The sequence below is a fragment of the Parvibaculum sp. genome, assembly GCF_002684405.1.
In the GTDB taxonomy this organism is placed as follows: domain Bacteria; phylum Pseudomonadota; class Alphaproteobacteria; order Parvibaculales; family Parvibaculaceae; genus Parvibaculum.
In genome coordinates, this window is record NZ_NYVD01000049.1 from 1 (window position 1) to 20,669 (window position 20,669).

The window sequence follows — 20,669 nt, forward strand, 5'->3', positions numbered from 1 at the left end:
CGCCGCCGCCGAAAGACTGGGACGGGACATCTCGCCGCCGCCGCGCACGACCGCGCTCGGCGCCCTCCTCGCCCATATCACCGGCGATGCCGAGGCGAGTACCTTCCAGCCCATGAACGTCAATTTCGGGCTCTTTCCGGAGGTGGAAATCCCGAAGGACGAGAACGGCAAGCGCGTGCGCGGCAAGGCCAAGGGCCCGGCGAAGAAACGCGCCCATACCTCGCGCGCGCTGGCCGATCTTGAAAGCTGGCTGAAGCCGCACGCCGAAGCGGCCGAGTAAGACCTAGATCCGGCCCCGCCATTTCCGGCCCAGCAGGCGAAGCTGCCTGCGGAAGGCGGGCACCTCGGCCCGGTCGCGAAACGGATCGAACCCGTCGGCCAGCATGATGTCGAGATAGCGGTCGCATAACGAGGCCGGAAGAAGCGCGGGCAATATCTCTTTCGGGACGCGGTCCTCGCGCGCCGCCGCCAGATGCTCCCGCGCCGCGCCCCCGACCTCCCGCATGGCCGCGCCAAGCGCGTCGCTCATCCGCCCTTGCAGAATGCCATGCGGATCGAGGTCGTGACGGCGCATCAGATCGACAGGCAGCATCACATGCCCCTGCGCCGCCTTCGCCGGAAGGGCGCGCAGCATACCGGCCAGGCCGAAAGCGATACCGGCATGTTCGATTGCGCTGCGATGCGTTTCCGCCGCCGCTTCCCCGCCGAGGCCCATGGCGGCCAGCACCATCAACTGGCCGGACGTGGCGCGCGCATAAGCCTCCAGAGCCGCCATATCCTCGAACGGCTCCTCGTCGAGATCGCGTTCCCGAATATCGACCAGCGCGCTCAGCGCGGAAAGCGGCAGCTCCACATGACGCCGCGCTTCGGCAAGCGCCACCGCCACATGATGTCCGCGCGTCTCGCCCGCATCGAGCCCTTCGAGAACCTCCCGCCACCATTGCAGCCGGATCATCCCCATCATGGGCTCGCTCACCGTTTCGGGGATACGCGCGATTTCAAGATTGAAGGCATAAAGCGCCAGCAAGGCCGGCCGCTTGTCGGCGGGCGCCAGCAGCAGGCTCAGAAAGCGGTCGTGATCGTGCTGCCTGATCTCGGCCAGGCAAGCATCGAAATTCGCTTTTATGTCGGCGGCGTCATTCATGCTGCTTCAAATAACAAGGGGGCCGCCCGGAAGCGACCCCCGTCTTGACCGGACCCCCGATTTGCCCCGGTGGCGGCCCTCAATAGATATTCTGGGCCGACACCATCGCAAAGAGCATCGGGATCGACAGCAATGTGTTGGTTCGCGAGAACAGCATTGCCGTGCGCCCCGCCGCCGGTTTGGCGTCCGCCGGTGCATCCACCAGCCCGAGCGCGATCTTCTGGTTGGGCCAGATCACGAACCAGACGTTGAACCACATGATGATGCCGAGCCACATGCCGATACCGATAGCCGTGTGCTTGTGCACCATGAAGTCGTTCATCGCACCGAGCGTGAGCGCATCGCCCAGATAGCCGTTGAGATGCGCGAGAATGAGCCCGGTCACGATGGTGGACATGGCGCCCCAGCGAAACCAGAACAGCGCTTCGGGCGCGATCACCTTGCTGATCGCCGGTTTCTGGTCGTCGGGAATGCTCGGCATTTTCGGAATCTGGACGAAATTGAAATACCAGAGCAGGCCGATCCACATCACGCCGCTGATGACATGCAGCCAGCGGAAGATGAACGCCCAGAAGAGCTGTCCCGCCTGGCCGTCCCAGACGAAATACATGATGAGCAGAATGGCTGCGAGTACGCAGCCCGCAATGACCGTATTTCTCAGCGATGTCAGGATAGCTGCCATTTTCCTCCCCTTCCTTCATCGCGGGGCGGCCCTCCCAAGCCACCCGCACGCCCGCGACTCAATGCCGCAGGCCGACAATGACGCTAGGAGTTTCGGAAAGAAATGCCAAGCAGAGCAGAATGACCTATTCGACGACCGGGATGGCCCCGCCTGCCCGCTTTGTGCCAGACCGTGTTGGCATTTGCTTGCAATGCTTACAGATCACCTTGCTGGCGTCTTGCTTTTAACGAAGAAGGCCATCGGTACACTGGCAAGGTGATTCTCTGAACTGGACATCAAGAGCAGCCTGTTAACGGTATTGTCTTGGATACCTTCAGCTGGCCATAGGCACGCCATTCGCGCATCCGAGAAGCAAGTTACGGACTTCTTCGCAGCCCGCACAGTTGAGGCGTGCAAGCGCCGAAATTGAGCATTGAGGTTGGCTTCGACATTGGGCTTTGAGCCTCTTGCCGGTAACGCCGAAAGATATCTAAACACCTTTCGCATGAAGTTTGGATAGTCTCCAAATAACCTATTCTGAGCAAGCACACAGATTTCCTGAACATCGTATGGAAAGACAAATTCGGCTTGTTCCATGGAGGCACCCAGCTGGATTAACGGCGATGCGCGCTGCGTTCCCTGTCCGGCAGCAATCAACAATTCCCGCCAGCGGTATATGCTATCGGTAACGATGCAAGAACCGGTGGCCTGAGCGAGATACATCGTGATCTCAAAGTTTGGCGCCATCTTAAATGGCGTAAGCTGTCCGCGCCCCCCGCTCACATCGAGGGATCCATCTTGCAGAACCGCAAGTGGGTCTTGTTCACGTAGACTATCCAGACCATCGAGAACAGCGTTGATGGCTATTTCATCCAGTTGTGGAGAAACCCGGAGCACTAGGCGACGAAGCTCTTCGCGGGATAACAGGAACATCGTTCGCTCGCGTTCCTTCTCCATCATCTCAGTGAAGCCCGCATCTTCCTTTGGATTGACCTTCATTGCTTTCGAGCGAAACGTCGCCATTTCAAACATCTGGTCGCGCAAGTGGAAATCGAAGTTGCAGGGGTCGGGGAATAGGGTAACGAGCCCTTGTTCGACGAGTGGTATGATCGCCATGAATAAGGCTACGGACTTCAAAAATTCTTGCCGATACATTCCAGGGTGCTCCAGCGGACTGAAATCCTTGTTAAAGGTCCGTGGATGGATAAAGGGATGCTCGATCAGCAGTTCATCGAAATAAAGCGGAAGCCCAAGCGCGCAGCGCGAAATTACCGATGGGTGTAGAACGCCGGTATAAATCGCGCGAGCTGCACCATCCGGCTTTGGCAGCATAGCCAACAGGTCTGTCTCAAGCGGCCACAATGCGTCGAAGAGGCCATAAACCTCCTTGATTTTTTCATCGGTGATTTCGCGTCGTACAGTGACCCAATCTCGATCCTCCGTGAGGCCCAAAATCTCGGATATCATGTCGAACAACATCAAGTTGCGCTCGCGAACACTGTACTCCGCCCACGTTGGACGAAGCGCTACGCTCTTGTGCTTGCAGCAAACCCCAAATGCGCGTCCCGATCCGCAACCGCAGATATCCCGGTCGCTAAGCAACTTCGATGGTTGCGCCTTCTTTAGAAATTCGCGCTCCCTCTCTGTCCGGCCAAATGCGTCCTGATAGTAGACTTCACCGCTATCGAATCCGGCATACATCTCGCCGCCGAAGCGCCAAAGACCATCCTCAGGAGGATGGAAGACACCGCGTAGATCCGCCCACGCTTCAGCCGATGATGCCTCCGGATAGAGCCATTCCTCTTTGCCGGCGGCGACATATCGTTTCGCTCGCGCCTTGAGCACGCGGTTGACTCGAATGACCTCTTCGCTCCTCAACCTACGAGTACGAATTAAAGCGTCAGTGCGCGCCATCGATTTGCGATAGTTCCTAGCGAACGTCCGCTTCTCAAGCGGGTTGGCTGAATTGTCGCGTGCGTATTCGAGGTTCGTGAGTACGAGGCAAAAATCCCGGCTAAGCGGGAAGATGGTCTGCGATCCCTTTAGAGCGATCGAAGGGTCGTTCGGATAGTTGCCTGCTGCGCTAGGCGGTATTGCGTAATTGTAGATGGTAACCGGATGGTCGCTTACGATGAATTTGACGTCGGCATCTTGCGCCGACACGATTTCGCGCACCCCCTCTGTCCAGATCGTGCAATGCATCATGCGGATGCCTTGCATCTCGAACATAAGGTCGTTCTGCGACAGGCGCGGATATTGGGCGCGCAGCCAATCGAGCCCTTTGGGCGTACGGATTTTCTGGATGTCGAGATACTCGAAGAACGACGTAAAGTGACGATGCCACTCACTTACATCCTCGCCAATAAAGGCTCGGACAGCAGGAGCGCCCCGCGTGTCGATATCTCCGAACAGCTTGCGCTCAATCTCGTCATTTACAGACGTTCCAAAGAAAGTCGAATATAGGTCCCGTTGGGAAAATGCCCGCGACGTCGGTGAAATGAATTTTGATTTACTTGGGACCACACGGCCACCCGGCAGCACATGCTGTCGCGGGTTCAGATCGAGATAGGCATAAGTATTCCGACCGGGCTCAAAGAAGCCTTCCTGATACCATTGAGGTACGTAGTGATTGTTGCGTGCCTTGGTCATTTGTCCAACATACACAATACACTACCTGCACAACCTGTGACGACACTGACCCGAGTGCTATCGGTCGGTAAGACTCCGTAACGGGGAATGGTCGGATGCATACTGACGGAGTTTTATCCGTCGGGCATACACGTGGAGGCTGTCACCATCACAAGATTTTCAATTGGGACGACAGAGTAACCAGCTACTTATGGCTGCGCGAAAGAATATCCGCTTAAGGCTGTGAACGAAAATTGAACCTGAGCTGATCCCATTTCGGGGCCTATTCGACCGCGACGATCGCCGCCGCGACGCGCCTGCCTTCGTCCATCAGCAAGTTGTAGGTCCGCGCCGCCGCCCGGCTGTCCATCACGTCGAAGGAAATCTCTTCTTCTTCGAGCATTTCCGCGATCTCTCGCGGCAGCCGGGCAAAGGAAGCGCCTGCGCCAAAGAGCAGGATGTCGAAGCTGGATTTCACCGAAACGGCGGGCGTCAGGCTCTCGACGGTGACTTCCGACAGCTCGGTCATCGGCCAGGGATAGAGCCCGGACGGGGTCAGCAAAACCGATCCCTCGAAGCGCTGCCCTTCCAGCCGGAAGCCGAAATCCCCGTAAGCCTCGATCAGCGGCTGCCCACTGAATTGAGGCTTCGATGAAGACGGTCCGGCCATATGAAAGACACCCTCAGCCCTTGGCCTGCTGCACCTTGGCGTCGCCCGTACCGCTCCAGTCGCGCTTCACGCCGATATAGAGAAGCAGCGGCGAAGCGATGAAGATCGACGAATAGGTGCCGACGAGAATGCCGAAGATCATGGCGAAGGTGAAATCGCGCAGCACTTCGCCGCCGAAAATGTAGAGCGCAAAGAGCGCCAGCAGCGTCGTGCCCGAGGTCATCACCGTGCGCGACAGCGTTTCGTTGATCGACAGATCCACCAGCTCGCCGAGATCCATCCGCTTGTACTTGCGCAGGTTTTCGCGAATGCGGTCATAGACCACCACCGTATCGTTCATCGAATAACCGATGATCGTCAGAATGGCCGCGATGGTCTGAAGGCTGAAATCGAGCTGCAGGAACGAGAAGACGCCGATGGTCAGCGCCACGTCATGCACCAGCGCCAGCACCGAACCGAGGCTGAACTGCCACTCGAAGCGGAACCAGATATAGATCAGCATCAGGATGATCGCGAGGATCACGGCGGTTACGCCGCTCTGGATAAGCTCGCCGCTGACCTGCGGGCCGACCACTTCGACACGCCGATAGTCGACGCCCTCGCCGAGCGCGCCCTTGATCTTGTCGATCACGGCCTGCGAGGCGGCATCGCCACCCTCGTCCGGCGTCTGCACGCGGATGAGCACGTCATTGGCTTCGCCGAATTCCTGGATCTGTACCTCGCCCAGGCCGAGCGACCCAAGCTTGGTCCGCAAGCCCCCGATATCCGCCGGGCCGTCGGTCGCGACTTCCAGCAGAATGCCGCCCTCGAAATCGATACCGAAATTCAGGCCGCGCATCATCGTCAGGGCAGCCGATGCAATGATCAGCAGAACCGAAATGCCGACCGCCACATGGCGGAACTTGATGAACGGGATCTTGGTGTCGCTCGGAATGAGCTTCAGATGTCTCATTGTCCTGTTTCTCCCGATCACAGATTCAGCGTCTTGGGCCGACGCCGCTGATACCATGTGGCAACGAACAGGCGGTTGACCGTAAAGGCCGTAAAGACGGAGGTGACCACACCGATGGCCAACGTCACGGCAAAACCGCGCACCGGACCGGAGCCGAGCTGGAAGAGCACGATCGCGGCGATGAGCGTGGTGATGTTGGCATCGAGAATGGTGCTGAGCGCGCGGGAGTATCCGGCCTCGAGCGAGGCGATGACCGATTTCCCGGCCTTCAGCTCTTCGCGGATGCGCTCATAGATCAGCACATTGGCGTCCACCGCCATGCCGATGGTGAGAACGATACCGGCGATACCCGGAAGCGTCAGCGTCGCCTGCAGGAGCGAAAGCACGCCCATGATCAGCGCCACATTGATGATGAGCGCCACATTGGCGAGCACGCCGAAGAAGCCATAGGTCATCGCCATGAAGATGATGACCGCGGCAAAGCCGATCAGTGAGGCGATTTCGCCCGCGGCGATGGAATCCGCGCCAAGGCCGGGACCGACCGTGCGTTCTTCCAGAATCTGCAGCGGCGCCGGCAATGCGCCCGCACGCAGCAAGATCGCCAGATTATTAGCTTCCGCCACGGTGAAGCTGCCGCTGATCTGCCCCTGCCCGCCGGTAATCGGTTCGCGAATAACCGGCGCGGAGATCACCTTGCCGTCCAGCACGATGGCGAAGGGCCGGTTCACATTGTTTTTCGTCACATCGCCGAAAAGACGCGCGCCTGTGGAGTCGAAACGGAAATTCACGACAGGTTCGCCGGTGCGGGAATCGAAGCCCGGCTGCGCATCGGTGAGATGGTCGCCGCCAACCATGACCTGGCGTTCCACCAGAACGGGCTGCTTGTCGTTATCCTGCATATAGAGGATTTCGGAACCCGCCGGCACGGAGCCCGCCTGCATCGCCTGTTGCGCGCTGGCGGAATTGTTCACCAGGCGGAAGGTCAGCTTGGCCGTCTGGCCGAGCAGGTTCTTGAGGTTTTCCGGATCCTTGAGGCCCGGCACCTGCACCAGAATGCGGTCCGCGCCCTGCTGCTGGATGACCGGCTCGGTCGTGCCGAGCGCATCGATACGACGGCGCACGATCTCGATGGATTGCTGCATCGCCGAGCGCTGCCGCGCCAGACGCGCCGCTTCGGTCACCTTCACGGAAATCAGATTGCCCTGATTGGTGACTTCAATGTCGCGCGTGGGCGTGGCGGAAAAACCGCCGCCGCCGACAAGCGTGGACAGATCCCTGATCTGCTGCATCGCCTTGTCGAGTTGCGCGGGATCCGTCACGCGAACGGTCGCCACATCGCCCTTCACGCCAAGTCCCGTGTAGCGGATGCTCTCGTCGCGCAGCGCCTTGCGGATATCGCCGACCAGCGACTGGAGCCGGTCCTTCATCACCGCGTCGATATCCACCTCAAGCAAGAGATAGGAACCGCCGCGCAGATCGAGACCGAGATTGACCTGCTTGTCCGGCAGCCCGGCGGGCATATCGGTCAATGAGTCCTTGGGAAAGAAATTGGGCGCCGAATAGGCAAACCCCGCGAAGCACACAAGTGCCACGAGGATGATCTTCCAGCGTTCGAAATGCAGCATCTGGGCTCCGCTCCCTCTTTGCACCCGTCACGGTCGCCCTTCCGGGCGCCGGTCGCGGCGCAGCGGCTCTAGGTGGCGATCAGGACGGCGAATTGGAGTTCGCAGGCACAGGTTCCGACTTGGACCGGACCTCGCTGATGGTCGTCTTCACGACGCGCACGCGCACATTCTCGGCGATTTCGACCTGAACTTCGTTCTCTTCGACCTTGGCAACCTTGCCGACGAGCCCGCCCGCGGTCACGACCGTGTCGCCACGGCGGACATTGGACACCATTTCGCGGTGTTCCTTGACCCGGCGCTGCTGCGGCCGCAGCACAAGGAAATACATGATCGCAAAAAGAGCGATGAACGGAAAAATCGAGATCATAAACTCGTTAAAGCCGCCGGCCTGATCCATAGAAAAACTCCCCAAGGGCTGGGCCCGGAGCCGATTCATAATGGGGCTCCAGAGCGCGATTTGCGGCGGACTATAGCCGTCACCCGCTGCTTTGCAAACCGCCTCTCGCCACATGACAGCCAGTTAAGTTTCGGCCCTGAAAGGCATTTTCCCCACATGCCGCCGGTGCTAGTGTCGCCGCTCCCTCACCGCCTAGCGAAAGCCCTGCGAACCCGCCATGTCTGCCGAAAATTCGCCCGATCTCACGGCCCAGTTGCGCCGCATTGCCGATGCGCTGGAGCGCCTTGCACCGCCCGCCCCCGAAGGCGCCGCGCTCAATGCCGCCGATGCCTTTGTCTGGCAGGCCGACAGCGCCGCCCTCCAGCCCGTGTCCCGGGTCTCGCGGGTGGATATGTCGCTTCTGCAGGGGGTAGACCGCCTGCGCGACATCCTTCTGGAAAACACGCGCCGTTTCGCCAAGGGCCTTCCCGCCAACAATGCGCTTCTCTGGGGCGCGCGGGGCATGGGCAAAAGCTCGCTGGTCAAGGCCGCCCACGCGGCGGTGAATGAGGAAAACCCGTCCTCGCTCGTCCTGATCGAGATCCATCGCGAGGATATAGAGACCCTGCCTCGGCTCATGGTCCAGCTCCGCGACCAGCCGCGCCGGGTCGTCATTTTCTGCGACGACCTCTCCTTCGACCATGACGATACCGACTACAAATCGCTGAAAGCCGTGCTCGAAGGCGGTATCGAGGGACGGCCCGAGAATGTCCTCTTTTACGCGACCTCCAACCGCCGCCACCTGATGCCGCGCGACATGGTGGACAATGAGCGCTCCACCGCGATCAACCCGTCCGAGGCGGTGGAGGAAAAAGTCTCCCTCTCCGATCGCTTCGGTCTCTGGCTCGGCTTTCACAATTGCAGCCAGGCCGATTATCTGGAGATGATCGACGGCTATGCCCGCTATCACGGGCTCAAGATCGACACCGAAGAGCTCCACGCGCAGGCCATCGAATGGGCCGCCACGCGCGGCGCGCGCTCGGGCCGTGTCGCCTGGCAGTTCATTCAGGATCTGGCGGGACGTCTGGGGACGCCGCTGAGGGACTAGCGTAAATCAGCTACCGATCAGCCCGTTCGGGTTGAGCGCTTTCGCACCCTTTCGGATTTCGAAATGGACCTGAGGCGTCACTACGCTGCCGCTCTTGCCGGCCAGTGCGATCTTCTGCCCGCGCGTCACCCGGTCGCCGCGCTTCACCAGCAGCTTGCTGTTATGCGCATAGGCCGTCACCCATCCGTTGGAATGGCGGATCAGCAGCAGATTGCCATAGCCCTTGAGTTCGTTGCCCGCATAGGCCACCACGCCGGTCTGCGCGGCGTGAACCGGTGTCCCTTCGGCCACGGCGATGTTGACGCCGTCATTGTGGAGCCCGTTCGCCTTGGGCCCGTAGCTGGAAATCACCTTGCCCCTGACCGGCCAGATGAAGCGGCCCGATGCGACGGGCGGCGGCGGGACCGACGCCCTGGTCGGCTGAACGGTTGCCGCCGGGGCGCCCGGGCTGTGACCCGGCCGCTGCAGGGGAAGCGTCAGAGCCACGCGGGTTTCACGGGGCTCCTGCCTGCCCGGCGCCGGACGCGCCTGCGGTCTGGGGACGTTCGACACGGGTTTCAGCGGTTTCGGGACATTCGACGCGGTCTGCCTTTGCACGCCGCGTCCCGGGATCTGGATTTTTTCGCCGACCCGGATTTCATAGGGCGGCGGAATGCGGTTGAGCTGCGTCAGCGACGCCATATCGACATCGTAGCGGCGCGAGATCGAATAAACGGTCTCGCCGCGCTGCACGGTGTGATAGCGCCCGCGCGGAATACGAAGCTTCTGCCCCGGATAGATCTCATAGGGCGGCTGCAGATTGTTTTCGTCGATCAGCGCGCGGATCGACACGCCCTGCGCCCGGGCGATGCGGTAGACGGAATCGCCCCGCTGGACGGCATAAATTCCGCCGGCGGTCACGCGGCCCTGCGATGAAGAGGCGGGCCGGCTCAGGCCCCCGTCCCACCAAGCCGGCGTGGGCTCCGTCGCGCAACCGGCCGTGACCAGCAGAAAAAGCAGCGCTGCCGCCTGGCGCACTCCCTTTCCCTGTCCCGTCCAGCCTGTCTTGCCTCGGCGCATCAACTTTCCTTGGCCACACCTTCCACCAGCGGCACGAAGCGGACCGGCAGAAGCTCTTCCCGCTTCACACCTTCCTCCGTTCGCTCGATCCGGACAAGACGCTGGTCCCCGGGCATGGGCTTGGGAGCCCCGGAATCCGGCCTTGCCAGCGCCGCAGCGGCAATCGGGGCGACCAGAATTCCCCCCACCTTGAGCTGATCGACCAGCGTCTGGGGCACGGTCGGCGCGGCGGCGGTGACGATGATTCGGTCGAAAGGCGCCTGCTCGGGCCAGCCCTTGGTGCCGTCGCCCACCTTGGCGGTGATGTTGTGGAGATGCAGTTCCTCGAAGCGCTTTTCCGCGTCCTTCAACAGGGTCCGGTAGCGCTCGATCGTGTAGACGCGGCGGCAGAGCTTGGCCAGCACGGCGGCCTGATAGCCGGACCCGGTGCCGATTTCGAGCACCTTCATCCGGTCCGTCACCTTCAGCTGCTCCGTCATATAGGCGACGATATAGGGCTGGCTGATCGTCTGGCCGCACTCGATGGGCAGCGCGTGATCCTCATAGGCCTGCTTGCGGAATGTCCCGGCCACGAAGGTTTCGCGCGGAATGCGCTCAATCGCCGAAAGGACGCGCTTGTCGCGAATACCCTGCCGCCGAAGCGACATGATGAGTTCGATTTTCCCCTGCTCGGCCTCATCCATCGCCGCGCACCCGCCCTTTTACTCGATTGGTTTCACTTGCCCGATTTACCGGTTTTCCGGCTGCCATTCACCGCCGTCTCGATGGCCGACATGGTGCGCCCATGCGTCAGGTTCATGTGAAGCGGTGTCACCGAAATATAGCCGTCATAGATCGCCCGCAGGTCCGTGCCCTTCGGCGGATTGCTCAGAATGCGCTCGAAGCCAAGCCAGTAATACGGATTGTTGCGCGCATCGATCCGTTCCTCGACGCGGACGAGCGACTGATCGCGCTTGCCCTGCTTCGTCACCTGAATGCCTTTGACCGCGGCCGCCGACACATCTGGAAAGTTGATGTTGATGAGCACATCCGCAGGCCAGCCCGCCTTGAGCAGATCCTTGAGGATGGCCGGCGCATGCCGCTCCGCGGTCGCCCATTTCACATGGGACTTGCCGCCGAAGCCGAAGGCCTGGCTGAGCGCGATGGAGGGAATGCCAAGCTGCGTTCCTTCCATGGCAGCCGCGATGGTGCCCGAATAGGTGACGTCGTCGGCGATGTTCTGACCGCGATTGACGCCCGACAGCACGAGGTCCGGCGTCTCGCCGTGGAGAATGTGGCGCACGGCCATCATCACGCAATCGGACGGCGTGCCCTTCACCGCGAATTTCTGCTTGGCGAGTTCGCGCAAGCGGATGGGATTGGCGAGCGACAGCGAATGCGACGACCCGCTCTGCTCCTCCTCCGGCGCAACGATCCAGACATCGGAGGAAAGCTTCCGCGCGATCTTTTCCAGCGCCTTCAGTCCCGGCGCGTTGATCCCGTCATCATTGGTGACGAGAATCCGCATGTCTTTCTTGACCGTCTTTTGGGCCGCGCGCGCCATACCGTCAGGCTCCGATCACTGTCTTGCCGCCCATATAGGGCTGAAGCACGTCCGGCACCGCGATGGAGCCGGCCGCCTGCTGGTAGTTTTCCATCACCGCCACCAGCGTTCTCCCGACCGCGAGGCCCGAGCCGTTGAGCGTGTGGACGAATGCCGTGCCCTTCTCGCCCGCCGGACGATAGCGCGCATTCATCCGCCGCGCCTGGAAGTCGCCGCAGACAGAACAGGACGAAATCTCGCGATACATTTTCTGGCCCGGCAGCCAGACCTCGATGTCATAGGTCCGGCGCGAGCTGAACCCCATATCGCCGGTGCACAGCGTCATCACCCGGTAAGGCATATCGAGCCGCTTCAGCACTTCCTCCGCGCAGGAGAGCATCCGCTCATGCTCGTCGAGCGAGGCCTCCGGCGTGGTAACGGAGACGAGTTCCACCTTGGAGAACTGGTGCTGGCGGATCATGCCGCGCGTATCGCGGCCCGCGGCACCCGCTTCCGCGCGGAAGCACGGCGTATAAGCGGTGACACGACGAGGCAGTTCTTCTTCGGAGAGGATGCTTTCGCGCACAAGATTGGTCAGCGGCACTTCCGCCGTCGGCACCAGCCAGTAGCGGTCTTCCTCTTCCTGCGACTGGCCCTTGTAGACGGCGAACTGGTCGTCGGCGAATTTGGGAAGCTGGGCCGTGCCGAACATGGCCTGGTCGCGCACGAGGTAAGGCGGCAGCACTTCTTCATAGCCGAACTCGCTCGTATGGAGGTCGACCATGAAATTGGCGATGGCGCGCTCCATCCGCGCAAGCGCGCCCTTGAGTACCACAAAGCGGGACCCGGAGAGCTTCGCCGCCGTCTCGAAATCCATGAGCCCGAGCGCCTCGCCGAGATCGAAATGCTCTTTGGCCTCGAAATTCATCTCGCGGGGTGTGCCGACCTTGTGGCGCTCCACATTGGCGCTCTCATCCGGCCCGACAGGCACCTCGTCCAGCGGGATGTTCGGGATGGCCGAAAGCGCCGTCTCAAGCGAGGTTTTGGCCTCACGCTCGGCGGCTTCCAGCTCCTGCATCCGGGCCTTGTTCGCCGCGACCTCGGCTTTCTTCGCCTCGGCCTCTTCCTTCTTGCCGTCCTTCATCAAGCCGCCAATAAGCTTGGCAGCCGCATTGGAACTGGCCTGTAGCTGCTGAAGCTCGGCGATAACCCTGCGCCGCGTCTCGTCGAGTGCGATCAGATTAGCCGCGTGCGGGTCCAGCCCGCGCTTGGCGAGACCCGCATCGAACGCTTCGGGTTCGTCGCGAATGGCCTTGATGTCGAACATGACACCCCGAATGTCTGAAGGATGAAGGAATGGCGGAAGCCCGCCCGAATCGGACCGGATACCACCGTGTCTAAGGTCGAACTGTATACGCGCTGGGCCCTAAAGCGTCCAGAACGGCAGCCGGGCCGGTCAGTCGTCCTCGCCCGTTTCGGCCTCGGCTCGCTTCCTTTCGGTCATGGCGACCAGCAGGATCGAAATCTCGTAGAGCAAATAGGTGGGCGTCCCGAGCGCGAGCTGGCTCAGAAGGTCCGGCGGGGTCAGGAAGGCGGCGGCGGCGAAGGTGACGACCAGCGCATATTTGCGGCCACGTTTCAGCATACCGCTCGAGACGATGCCGACACGCCCCAGAAGCGTCAGGATGACGGGCAACTGGAAACAGAGGCCGAAAGCGAAGATCAGCGTCATCACCAGCCCCAGATATTCGCTGACCCGGGGAAGCAGCTCGATTGCCGCCTGCCCTTCGCTCGCCTGCTGCTGCATACCGGCGAAAAAGCCGAGCGCCATGGGCAGGACGCCAAAATAGACGAGCCCGGCTCCCATCAGGAACAGGATCGGCGTTGCGGCGAGATAAGGCAGGAAGGCATGTCGCTCGTTCTTGTAGAGCCCCGGCGCGACGAACATGTAGATCTGGATCGCAATGATCGGAAAGGCCAGGAACATCGCCCCGAAAAAGGCGAGCTTCATCTGCGTCAGAAAGAATTCCTGCGGCGCGGTGAAGATGAGCTTGGCGCCGAGCTGGCTGCCGATAACGTGATTATAGGGCGCCACCAGGATGTTGAAGATATCCTTGGCGAAATAGATGCAGATACCGAAGCCGATCACGATGGCGACGATCGACTTGATGAGCCGGGAGCGCAGCTCGATCAGATGATCGAGCAGCGGCGCCCGTGAGGACTCCATCTCGTCTTCGTGCTCGCTCATACGTCGCCCTTCGGAGCCTTCGAGGCCGGTTTCTCGTCCGCGCCGTCTTCCCCGTCGCCGGATTGTTCCAGTTCCTGCGTTTCGCGGATCTGGTCGGCCATTTCTTCCGGCAGACCGTCAAGCTGGGTTTCCGGGATGGCGGCGCTGCCTGCCTGCTTGTCGGCGGCGGAGGATGGCGGCTGCATCGCCTTGTCGAGATCCTTGCGCATTTCGCTCAACGGCGCGGTCGCCTCGGACTTGAGCGACGCCACCTCGCGGCGGAGTTCTTCCACCTCGGTTTCCCGGGCCAGCTCGTCGAATGTCGCCTGAAACTCCCGAGCCACCTTCCGCGCCTTGGCCATGTACTGACCGGCGGTCCGCATCATGCGCGGCAGGTCGCGCGGCCCCACCACGACAAGCGCGATGACGGCAATGAGAAGCAGCTCTGACCAGCCCAGATCGAACATGATGAATCCTGGAAATGGAGCCGGAAAGAAGGAACGGCAGAAAGATGCCGTCCGCCCCGGCGCCTGCGGACCAGATTAGCTGCTGGCCGTCTTGTCCTTGCTCTCAGCCTTTTCCTCCGCCTTGTCCTCATGGACGGCGGTGGCATCGATGGTCTTGGGTTCGGGCTTGTCGTCTTCTTCATCGCCGTCGTTAAGGCCTTCGCGGAAGCTCCGGATTCCCTTGGCGAAATCGCCCATCAAACCGGAAATGCGACCCGACCCGAACAACAGGACGATGATCGCGACGACGAGCAGTATCTGTGTCCAACCTGGCATATTCTTCTCCGAAACTCCGCTAAGCGCATCCCGGCGGACAACCGGCATGTGCAGCTCAATATGGGCGCTCAGGCGCGGAATTGCGACAGGTTCCTGCTTGCGCGGCATCCGCCCGGCAAGCCCAATGATTATCACTGGTTAGCATATCGGACCGGGCGCTGGATAGCGGCCTTTCGAGCCCATCGCAGGCCGCGCTCAGTCCTCTTCGCCGCTTGCCGTCAGATGCTCGTCCATCGCCGCGCCATATTCTTCGGTCAGCGGCTCTTCGTCGGTAAAATCGCCGTCCCCGTCGCCGCCGCTGTCGCTCGGCGTCGGCACTTCGAAGCCGGGCGGCAAACGGCCATCGAGCAGGCCCGCCGCCTTGAGTTCCTCGGCGCCCGGCAGGTCGCCCACATTCTCCAGGCCGAAATGCACGAGGAATTCCTCGGTCGTGCCGTAAGTCACCGGACGGCCGGGTGTCCGACGCCGCCCGCGCAGACGCACCCATTCCGTTTCCATCAGCACGTCCAGCGTGCCCTTGGAAACCGAGACGCCACGAATTTCCTCGATTTCGGCCCGCGTGACCGGCTGGTGATAGGCGATGATCGCCAGCGTCTCCATCGCCGCGCGCGACAGCTTGCGGACGCTGACGGCCTCCCGCTCCATCAGAAACGCCATGTCGTCGGCGGTCCGGAACATCCATTTATTCGCGATACGAACGAGGTTTACACCCCGATCTTCATGAAGTTTCTGAAGATCCTCAATGGCCGCGCCCACATCCGCGCCTTCGGGGAGGCGGGCGGCAATGCTGTCGATGTCGAGCGGCTCGGCGGCGGCAAAAAGCAGCGCCTCCACCATCCGGACGACCTGTGCATGGTCCGTCGCATTCGACGGGAAACGCACGACATTGTCGGCGGCTTCGTCCGCCGCCTCATCTTCCGCCTGGCCGTCTTCCCCTTCGGTAGCTTCCGCAGCCTCCGCCTCTTCGGCGGGAGCGGCTTCGGCGCTCGCCTCTTCTTCCGGCGCCTCGCCCTCACCCTCGAGCTGGGGCTCGTCCGTCTCATCGGTCGGCTTGTCGTGCTGGATGTCGTCTGTCATTCGCTTGTCTTTCCGGTGTCGTCATCGCCGGTTGAGCTGGATCCGTCGCCGTCTTCCGCTTCGCCGTCCGATGGCTGTTCGGGCACCAGCGGCTCTTCGGGCGGCGTTTCGCGCCGGCGCATGAAAAGCGGGCCGAAAGATCCCGATTGCCTCAATTCCACATGGCCGTCCTTCGCCATCACGAGCGAAGCGCTCAACATGCTGGCCAGCGCCGACCGCCGCAGTTCCGGCGTCACGCCCTCGCCCGACGGCAGATAAGCCTCGATCCGGTCCCACTCGACCATGATGCCGAGCATTTTCTCCAGGCGGCGGCGCGCATCTTCGATCTGCATGATGGGAAGCCTTTTGGGCTCCCACTTCGTCTCATGGCCCGTCAGGCGCTGGTCGGAATAGGCCTTGAGGAGATCGTAGAGCGAGGCGTCGAATTCGCTCCGGCGAATGACCCTGACGCCTTCCGGCGCGCCACGGCGGAAGACATGCATGCCCATCCGCCTCTGACTGGCAAAGAGCTGCTCGGCCGCCTTGCGCATCGCTTCCAGCCGCTGAAGCTGGAACGCGAGCCGCGCGGCCATCTCCTCGCCGGAGGGGCCTTCTTCCTCATCCGGCGGCGGCAGCAGCAGACGCGATTTCAGATAGGCGAGCCATGCCGCCATAACCAGATAATCTGCGGCAAGATCAAGCTCCATCCTCTGGGCTTGATTGATGAATTCGAGATACTGCTCGGCCAGTTGCAGGATCGAGATCTTGGTGAGGTCGACCTTCTGGTTGCGCGCCAGCACCAGCAGCACGTCCAGCGGCCCCTCGAAACCGTCCAGATCGACAATCAGGGACTCGCCGTCACCATCCGCCTCGGGCTCGCCGCGCGGCGCGCCCTCCTCGAATTGATCCGGCGCCGCGGCCTCCGTTTGGGCCTGCGTCTCGGCCTCATTGGCGGCGTTGTCGCCACCCTCAGGCCCGTCGCCCGGCATCTCGCTTTGTGAGGACGCCTCGTTCATCTCTGTCCCTGGAATTACCCCGCCAGTCCCGAGCCCCGACTGAATGTTCCCCGACTCGAAACGGCTGAAAGGAATCAGTTATAGCGCGTGATCCGCGCAGGGCCTACCCGGCCCATAGGCTTATCCCCAGCCTTCTGCGCTCAGGCCGTGAGCGAGAGGCCGAGAAGCTCCTGCAGCCGGGTATAACCGGTTTCCGCATCGAACCCCATGGGCGGTTTTTTCCAGTTGCGAAGGGCCGTTTCGGCCCGCGCCCCGGCTTCGCCGGCCAGTGTGGGCACCTCGGCGGCCACCGCCTGCATTTCGGCCATTTCGCCATTGCAGTGAAGCGCCATGTCGCAACCGGCCCCGAGCGCGGCGCGGGTCCGCTCGCCCAGTGAGCCCTTTAGCGCCTGCATCGACAGATCGTCGCTCATCAAAAGACCGAAAAAGCGCATATCCTCCCGGATGACTTCCCGAATGACCTTGCCGGAGGTCGTCGCGGGGTTGTCCGGATCGATCGCGCTGTAGACGACATGCGCCGTCATGGCGAGCGGCATGTCCGACAGCGTCCGGAACGGGACGAAATCGGTCTCGCCGAGCGTTTCGCGCGACGCATCGACTACCGGAAGCTTCTCATGGCTGTCCACGCCCGCGCGGCCATGTCCCGGAATATGCTTGATGACCGGCAGGACGCCACCTGCGAGCAGCCCTTCGGCGGCGGCCTGCGCCACCGCTTTCACCGTCGCCGGCGAGGTCGAATAGGCCCGGTCGCCGATAATGTCATGCGCGCCTTCCACCGGCACGTCGAGGACCGGCAGGCAATCCACATCGATCCCGACATCGGCAAGTTCCGCCGCGATGAGCTGCGAGCCGAGCCGGGCCGCGGTCAGCCCGGCCTCCCGATCCCGCTCGTAAAGCTCGCCATAGGCGCGGCCCGGCGGATAACGCCGCCAATGCGGCGGCTTCAAGCGGGCAACGCGCCCGCCCTCCTGATCGATCAGCACCGGCGCGTCATAGCCCACCGTCTCGCGGAACGAAGCCGTCAGCGCGCGAAGCTGATCCGGCGTCTCGATGTTGCGAGCAAAGACGATAAAGCCCCAAGGCGCAACGTCCTTGAAAAAGCTCTTCTCGTCTTCGGTCAGCGTTGGACCCTGGCAGCCGTAAATTGCGGCCTGTTGCGTCATCTTGGCCTCACAAGGCAGCCCTGGCCTTGCGCTTTCAGCTTCGCGCAAAGCTCGGCTGCGTCGGTTTTTCCCATGTATCCGGCCCGAAGCCGGTAATAGATGCCCTTGTCGCCCAGATCCGCCCGCTGGATGTCGGCGGAAAGTCCGCCCAGCAGCGAGGCGTGTTTGCCCTGCAACTTGCGGAACGCCGTCCGGGCGGCATCCTCGTCCCGGAAAGCGGCGAGCTGCACGACATAACCTCCCGATCCGGCCTGACGGCTTGGCGCGGGAGGAGATGTTTCGGCCAATGCGGCCTTCCCCTTTTCGCCCGCCTGGTCTTCCTGCCGTACCGGTGCGGGCTCGGGTTCTGGCACCGTGACATTCTTCGGCGCAGCGGGCGTCTGTGCAGGCTGCTCCGACGCCTCGGATGACGCCTTTTCCTGCCCAGGTTCACTCGTCTCCTGCGAGGGAGCGGAAGGTTTTTCGGTCTTCTTTTCGGGAAGATCGACCGGTTCTTCCGCCGGCGGCAGAAGTTGCTCGACCTTCAGCTCTTCATTGTCCTTCGAAGAACCGTCGATCCGGTCGTAGATGGTGTTTTCCTGATGCGGAATCTTGACCCCGCCGGGTTCCTTGGGCGCCACCTTGCCCGGCATGTTCTCAGCCTGAAGCACGGGCGGCTGGGCCTGATTGCCCTGCTTCATGCCCTGCTGATAGGCAACGAACACCACGCCGCCAAAGACGATGAGAAGCAGCAACACGCTCAGCACCATCAAGGAGCGGCGGCGACTGGACGTCCCCTCGTCTTCATAGTCGTATTCGTCGTCGTAATCGTCATAGTCCGGGTCGATGTCGTATTCGGGCTCATCGTCCCAGTCTCTGCCTGAAGGCATCAGCGCATCTCCTCGGCGGGTTCGACCCCCAAAATCCCCAGCCCGGCCGCGATCACATAGCCTGTCGCTCGAATCAAGGCGAGCCGGGCCATCGTAACATCCTTGTCATCGCTCAGGATAAATCGCAGACGCGGATCGTCCTTGCCCTTGTTCCACAAGCCATGGAAGGCCGACGCGAGGTCGTAGAGATAAAACGCGATACGATGCGGCTCATGCGCCAGCGCCGCCTGTTCCACAGCCCTGGGAAAACTCGCCATAAGCTTGATGAGCGCCAGTTCCGCCTCATCCGTCAGCTTGGTCATATCCGCATTGGCAAGCGTCGCGTCGGACACTTCGAAACCGATCTCCGGATCGGCCGCATTGCGCAGCACCGAATGAATGCGCGCATGGGCGTACTGGACGTAAAAGACCGGATTGTCGCGCGACTGCTCCATCACCTTGGCAAAGTCGAAATCGAGCGGCGCATCGTTCTTGCGCGTCAGCATCATGAAGCGCACGACGCCCTTGCCGACTTCATCCACCACTTCGCGCAGCGTGATGAAATCGCCCGAGCGCTTGGACATGCGCACCTGTTCGCCATTCCGCAGCAGGCGGACCATCTGGCAAACCTTCACGTCGAACTCGCCGTCTCCGCCGGTCACGCCCGAGATCGCCGCCTTCATGCGCTTGATATAGCCCGAATGGTCGGCGCCCCAGACATCGATCATGGAGCGATAGCCGCGGCGATACTTGTCCAGATGGTAGGCGATATCCGGCGCGAAATAGGTCCAGCTGCCATCGGCCTTCCTGAGCGCCCGGTCCACATCGTCGCCGAACTCGGTGGATTTGAAGAGCGTCTGCGGGCGGGCCTCCCAATCGTCGGGCACTTCGCCCTTGGGCGGCTCCAGCACGCCGACATAGATGAGCCCCTTCTCGTCCAGATATTTCAGCGTGTCCTCGACCGCGCCGGAATCGTGCAGCGACTTCTCCGAATAGAAGACCTCATGCACGATGCCGAGCTCGGCAAGGTCGCCCCGGATGAGTTCCATCATCGCATCGACCGCCGCGCGCCGAACAATCGGGAGCCAGTCCGCCTCATCCATTTCGAGAAGGCTCTTGTCATGCTCGGCGACGAGCGCGACGCCGACCGGCTTGAGGTAATCCCCGGGATAAAGCCCTTCCGGGATGTCGCCAATATCCTCGCCGAGCGCCTCGCGATAGCGCAGGAAGGCGGAACGCGTAAGCACCTCGATCTGGCCGCCGGCATCGTTGATGTAATATTCGCGGCAGACCTCATAGCCGACCTTTTCGAGAAGGTTGGCCAGCGCATCGCCGAAAACCGCGCCGCGCACATGGCCCACATGCATGGGGCCCGTGGGGTTCGCGGAGACATATTCCACATTGACCTTCTCGCCGTCGCCCAGCCCGCTTGCCCCATAGGACGAGCCGGCGCGCAGGATTTCAGGCATCCGCGCAAGCCAGAAAGCATCGCTGAGACGCAGATTGATGAAGCCGGGTCCGGCCAGCGCGACCTCGGTGACGGCCTCGTCGGTCGCCAGATGCGCCTGGATCTGCTCCGCGAGTTCGCGCGGCTTCAGCCCCGCGGGCTTGGCGAGCACCATGGCGGCATTGGTGGAAATATCGCCATGCGAGGCGTCGCGCGGCGGCTCCACCGTCACCCGGCTTGTATCCACGTCGCCGGGCAGCACGCCCTCGTCGATCAGGTGGCGAACCGCCGCCTCGACCCGTTCCTCGAAATACCGAAAAAGATTCATGAAAATCGCCACTTATGCCGCTTGGGTGGCGCACCATAGCGGGGAGACGGCGCGGTT

20 protein-coding genes and 1 pseudogene are annotated in these 20,669 nt (G+C 61.9%); 2 read left to right on the forward strand and 19 right to left on the reverse strand.

Features of this window, described 5'->3' with window-relative positions; translation table 11 throughout:
• Positions 1 to 280 (forward strand): annotated as a pseudogene (locus CMI59_RS04265) (FADH(2)-oxidizing methylenetetrahydrofolate--tRNA-(uracil(54)-C(5))-methyltransferase TrmFO); the annotation flags it as partial.
• Positions 281 to 283: 3 nt separating this feature from the next.
• On the opposite strand, the gene CMI59_RS04270 reads toward CMI59_RS04265, so the two are convergent.
• From CMI59_RS04270 to yajC, 7 genes are all read right to left on the reverse strand, one after another.
• Positions 284 to 1,144: a phytoene/squalene synthase family protein gene (locus tag CMI59_RS04270; RefSeq protein WP_293325211.1), complete on the reverse strand. Its 861-nt coding sequence runs from the start codon at positions 1,142 to 1,144 to the stop codon at positions 284 to 286.
• A 79-nt stretch (positions 1,145 to 1,223) separates the two neighbouring features.
• Positions 1,224 to 1,826: a urate hydroxylase PuuD gene (locus CMI59_RS04275; RefSeq protein WP_293325213.1), complete on the reverse strand. Its 603-nt coding sequence runs from the start codon at positions 1,824 to 1,826 to the stop codon at positions 1,224 to 1,226.
• 201 nt (positions 1,827 to 2,027) lie between these two features.
• Positions 2,028 to 4,454 (reverse strand): DUF4238 domain-containing protein, encoded by a 2,427-nt coding sequence (locus tag CMI59_RS04280; RefSeq protein ID WP_293325216.1) that lies wholly within the window; start codon positions 4,452 to 4,454, stop codon positions 2,028 to 2,030.
• 262 nt (positions 4,455 to 4,716) lie between these two features.
• A complete protein-coding gene (locus CMI59_RS04285) occupies positions 4,717 to 5,103 on the reverse strand; it encodes an Mth938-like domain-containing protein (protein ID WP_293325218.1) in 387 nt (128 codons plus the stop codon).
• A 13-nt stretch (positions 5,104 to 5,116) separates the two neighbouring features.
• Positions 5,117 to 6,055 carry a protein translocase subunit SecF gene (gene secF / locus CMI59_RS04290; protein WP_293325221.1) on the reverse strand — a complete coding sequence of 313 codons (939 nt, stop codon included), beginning with the start codon at positions 6,053 to 6,055 and terminating at the stop codon, positions 5,117 to 5,119.
• 17 nt (positions 6,056 to 6,072) lie between these two features.
• Positions 6,073 to 7,680, reverse strand: coding sequence for a protein translocase subunit SecD (secD, locus tag CMI59_RS04295; RefSeq protein WP_293325223.1), 1,608 nt, complete (start codon positions 7,678 to 7,680; stop codon positions 6,073 to 6,075).
• Positions 7,681 to 7,759: 79 nt separating this feature from the next.
• The gene (gene yajC, locus CMI59_RS04300; protein WP_167089195.1) at positions 7,760 to 8,077 is read right to left on the reverse strand and encodes a preprotein translocase subunit YajC; all 318 of its coding nucleotides are present in this window, start codon (positions 8,075 to 8,077) and stop codon (positions 7,760 to 7,762) included.
• Between the two features lie 217 nt (positions 8,078 to 8,294).
• On the opposite strand from yajC, the gene CMI59_RS04305 reads away from it, so the two are divergent.
• A complete protein-coding gene (locus tag CMI59_RS04305) occupies positions 8,295 to 9,164 on the forward strand; it encodes an ATP-binding protein (RefSeq protein ID WP_293325228.1) in 870 nt (289 codons plus the stop codon).
• A 6-nt stretch (positions 9,165 to 9,170) separates the two neighbouring features.
• On the opposite strand, the gene CMI59_RS04310 is transcribed toward CMI59_RS04305, so the two are convergent.
• From CMI59_RS04310 to argS, 12 genes are all read right to left on the reverse strand, one after another.
• Positions 9,171 to 10,223 carry a peptidoglycan DD-metalloendopeptidase family protein gene (locus tag CMI59_RS04310; protein ID WP_293325230.1) on the reverse strand — a complete coding sequence of 351 codons (1,053 nt, stop codon included), beginning with the start codon at positions 10,221 to 10,223 and terminating at the stop codon, positions 9,171 to 9,173.
• Entirely contained in the window at positions 10,223 to 10,906 is a 684-nt protein-coding gene (locus tag CMI59_RS04315) for a protein-L-isoaspartate(D-aspartate) O-methyltransferase (protein ID WP_293325233.1), read from the reverse strand. The genes CMI59_RS04310 and CMI59_RS04315 overlap by 1 nt, the downstream gene beginning before the upstream one ends.
• Positions 10,907 to 10,938: 32 nt before the next feature.
• Entirely contained in the window at positions 10,939 to 11,730 is a 792-nt protein-coding gene (surE, locus tag CMI59_RS04320; protein WP_293325271.1) for a 5'/3'-nucleotidase SurE, read from the reverse strand.
• A 40-nt stretch (positions 11,731 to 11,770) separates the two neighbouring features.
• Positions 11,771 to 13,072: a serine--tRNA ligase gene (serS, locus tag CMI59_RS04325; RefSeq protein WP_293325236.1), complete on the reverse strand. Its 1,302-nt coding sequence runs from the start codon at positions 13,070 to 13,072 to the stop codon at positions 11,771 to 11,773.
• A 129-nt stretch (positions 13,073 to 13,201) separates the two neighbouring features.
• A complete protein-coding gene (gene tatC / locus CMI59_RS04330) occupies positions 13,202 to 13,993 on the reverse strand; it encodes a twin-arginine translocase subunit TatC (protein WP_293325238.1) in 792 nt (263 codons plus the stop codon).
• Positions 13,990 to 14,439, reverse strand: coding sequence for a Sec-independent protein translocase protein TatB (gene tatB, locus CMI59_RS04335; RefSeq protein ID WP_293325241.1), 450 nt, complete (start codon positions 14,437 to 14,439; stop codon positions 13,990 to 13,992). Before tatB ends, tatC begins: the two co-directional genes overlap by 4 nt.
• 75 nt (positions 14,440 to 14,514) lie before the next feature.
• The gene (locus tag CMI59_RS04340; RefSeq protein ID WP_293325243.1) at positions 14,515 to 14,754 is read right to left on the reverse strand and encodes a twin-arginine translocase TatA/TatE family subunit; all 240 of its coding nucleotides are present in this window, start codon (positions 14,752 to 14,754) and stop codon (positions 14,515 to 14,517) included.
• A 195-nt stretch (positions 14,755 to 14,949) separates the two neighbouring features.
• Complete coding sequence (gene scpB, locus CMI59_RS04345) at positions 14,950 to 15,831, reverse strand: SMC-Scp complex subunit ScpB (protein WP_293325245.1); 882 nt, start codon at positions 15,829 to 15,831, stop codon at positions 14,950 to 14,952.
• Positions 15,828 to 16,826 carry a ScpA family protein gene (locus CMI59_RS04350; RefSeq protein ID WP_293325247.1) on the reverse strand — a complete coding sequence of 333 codons (999 nt, stop codon included), beginning with the start codon at positions 16,824 to 16,826 and terminating at the stop codon, positions 15,828 to 15,830. The genes scpB and CMI59_RS04350 overlap by 4 nt, the downstream gene beginning before the upstream one ends.
• A 140-nt stretch (positions 16,827 to 16,966) precedes the next feature.
• Positions 16,967 to 17,989, reverse strand: a complete 1,023-nt coding sequence (gene nagZ, locus CMI59_RS04355) for a beta-N-acetylhexosaminidase (RefSeq protein WP_293325249.1) — start codon at positions 17,987 to 17,989, stop codon at positions 16,967 to 16,969.
• Positions 17,986 to 18,858 (reverse strand): SPOR domain-containing protein, encoded by an 873-nt coding sequence (locus tag CMI59_RS04360; protein ID WP_293325251.1) that lies wholly within the window; start codon positions 18,856 to 18,858, stop codon positions 17,986 to 17,988. The genes nagZ and CMI59_RS04360 overlap by 4 nt, the downstream gene beginning before the upstream one ends.
• On the reverse strand, positions 18,858 to 20,612 hold the full coding sequence (gene argS, locus CMI59_RS04365) for an arginine--tRNA ligase (protein WP_293325253.1): 1,755 nt from the start codon (positions 20,610 to 20,612) through the stop codon (positions 18,858 to 18,860). Before argS ends, CMI59_RS04360 begins: the two co-directional genes overlap by 1 nt.
• Between the last annotated feature and the right edge of the window lie 57 nt (positions 20,613 to 20,669).

Excerpts from the sequence above, each read along its gene's own strand:
- CMI59_RS04270 (WP_293325211.1), bottom strand. The coding sequence starts at position 1,144 with ATGAATGACGCCGCCGACATAAAAGCGAATTTCGATGCTTGCCTGGCC.
- CMI59_RS04275 (WP_293325213.1), bottom strand. The coding sequence starts at position 1,826 with ATGGCAGCTATCCTGACATCGCTGAGAAATACGGTCATTGCGGGCTGC.
- CMI59_RS04280 (WP_293325216.1), bottom strand. The coding sequence starts at position 4,454 with ATGACCAAGGCACGCAACAATCACTACGTACCTCAATGGTATCAGGAA.
- CMI59_RS04285 (WP_293325218.1), bottom strand. The coding sequence starts at position 5,103 with ATGGCCGGACCGTCTTCATCGAAGCCTCAATTCAGTGGGCAGCCGCTG.
- secF (WP_293325221.1), bottom strand. The coding sequence starts at position 6,055 with ATGAGACATCTGAAGCTCATTCCGAGCGACACCAAGATCCCGTTCATC.
- secD (WP_293325223.1), bottom strand. The coding sequence starts at position 7,680 with ATGCTGCATTTCGAACGCTGGAAGATCATCCTCGTGGCACTTGTGTGC.
- yajC (WP_167089195.1), bottom strand. The coding sequence starts at position 8,077 with ATGGATCAGGCCGGCGGCTTTAACGAGTTTATGATCTCGATTTTTCCG.
- CMI59_RS04305 (WP_293325228.1), top strand. The coding sequence starts at position 8,295 with ATGTCTGCCGAAAATTCGCCCGATCTCACGGCCCAGTTGCGCCGCATT.
- CMI59_RS04310 (WP_293325230.1), bottom strand. The coding sequence starts at position 10,223 with ATGCGCCGAGGCAAGACAGGCTGGACGGGACAGGGAAAGGGAGTGCGC.
- CMI59_RS04315 (WP_293325233.1), bottom strand. The coding sequence starts at position 10,906 with ATGGATGAGGCCGAGCAGGGGAAAATCGAACTCATCATGTCGCTTCGG.
- surE (WP_293325271.1), bottom strand. The coding sequence starts at position 11,730 with ATGCGGATTCTCGTCACCAATGATGACGGGATCAACGCGCCGGGACTG.
- serS (WP_293325236.1), bottom strand. The coding sequence starts at position 13,072 with ATGTTCGACATCAAGGCCATTCGCGACGAACCCGAAGCGTTCGATGCG.
- tatC (WP_293325238.1), bottom strand. The coding sequence starts at position 13,993 with ATGAGCGAGCACGAAGACGAGATGGAGTCCTCACGGGCGCCGCTGCTC.
- tatB (WP_293325241.1), bottom strand. The coding sequence starts at position 14,439 with ATGTTCGATCTGGGCTGGTCAGAGCTGCTTCTCATTGCCGTCATCGCG.
- CMI59_RS04340 (WP_293325243.1), bottom strand. The coding sequence starts at position 14,754 with ATGCCAGGTTGGACACAGATACTGCTCGTCGTCGCGATCATCGTCCTG.
- scpB (WP_293325245.1), bottom strand. The coding sequence starts at position 15,831 with ATGACAGACGACATCCAGCACGACAAGCCGACCGATGAGACGGACGAG.
- CMI59_RS04350 (WP_293325247.1), bottom strand. The coding sequence starts at position 16,826 with ATGAACGAGGCGTCCTCACAAAGCGAGATGCCGGGCGACGGGCCTGAG.
- nagZ (WP_293325249.1), bottom strand. The coding sequence starts at position 17,989 with ATGACGCAACAGGCCGCAATTTACGGCTGCCAGGGTCCAACGCTGACC.
- CMI59_RS04360 (WP_293325251.1), bottom strand. The coding sequence starts at position 18,858 with ATGCCTTCAGGCAGAGACTGGGACGATGAGCCCGAATACGACATCGAC.
- argS (WP_293325253.1), bottom strand. The coding sequence starts at position 20,612 with ATGAATCTTTTTCGGTATTTCGAGGAACGGGTCGAGGCGGCGGTTCGC.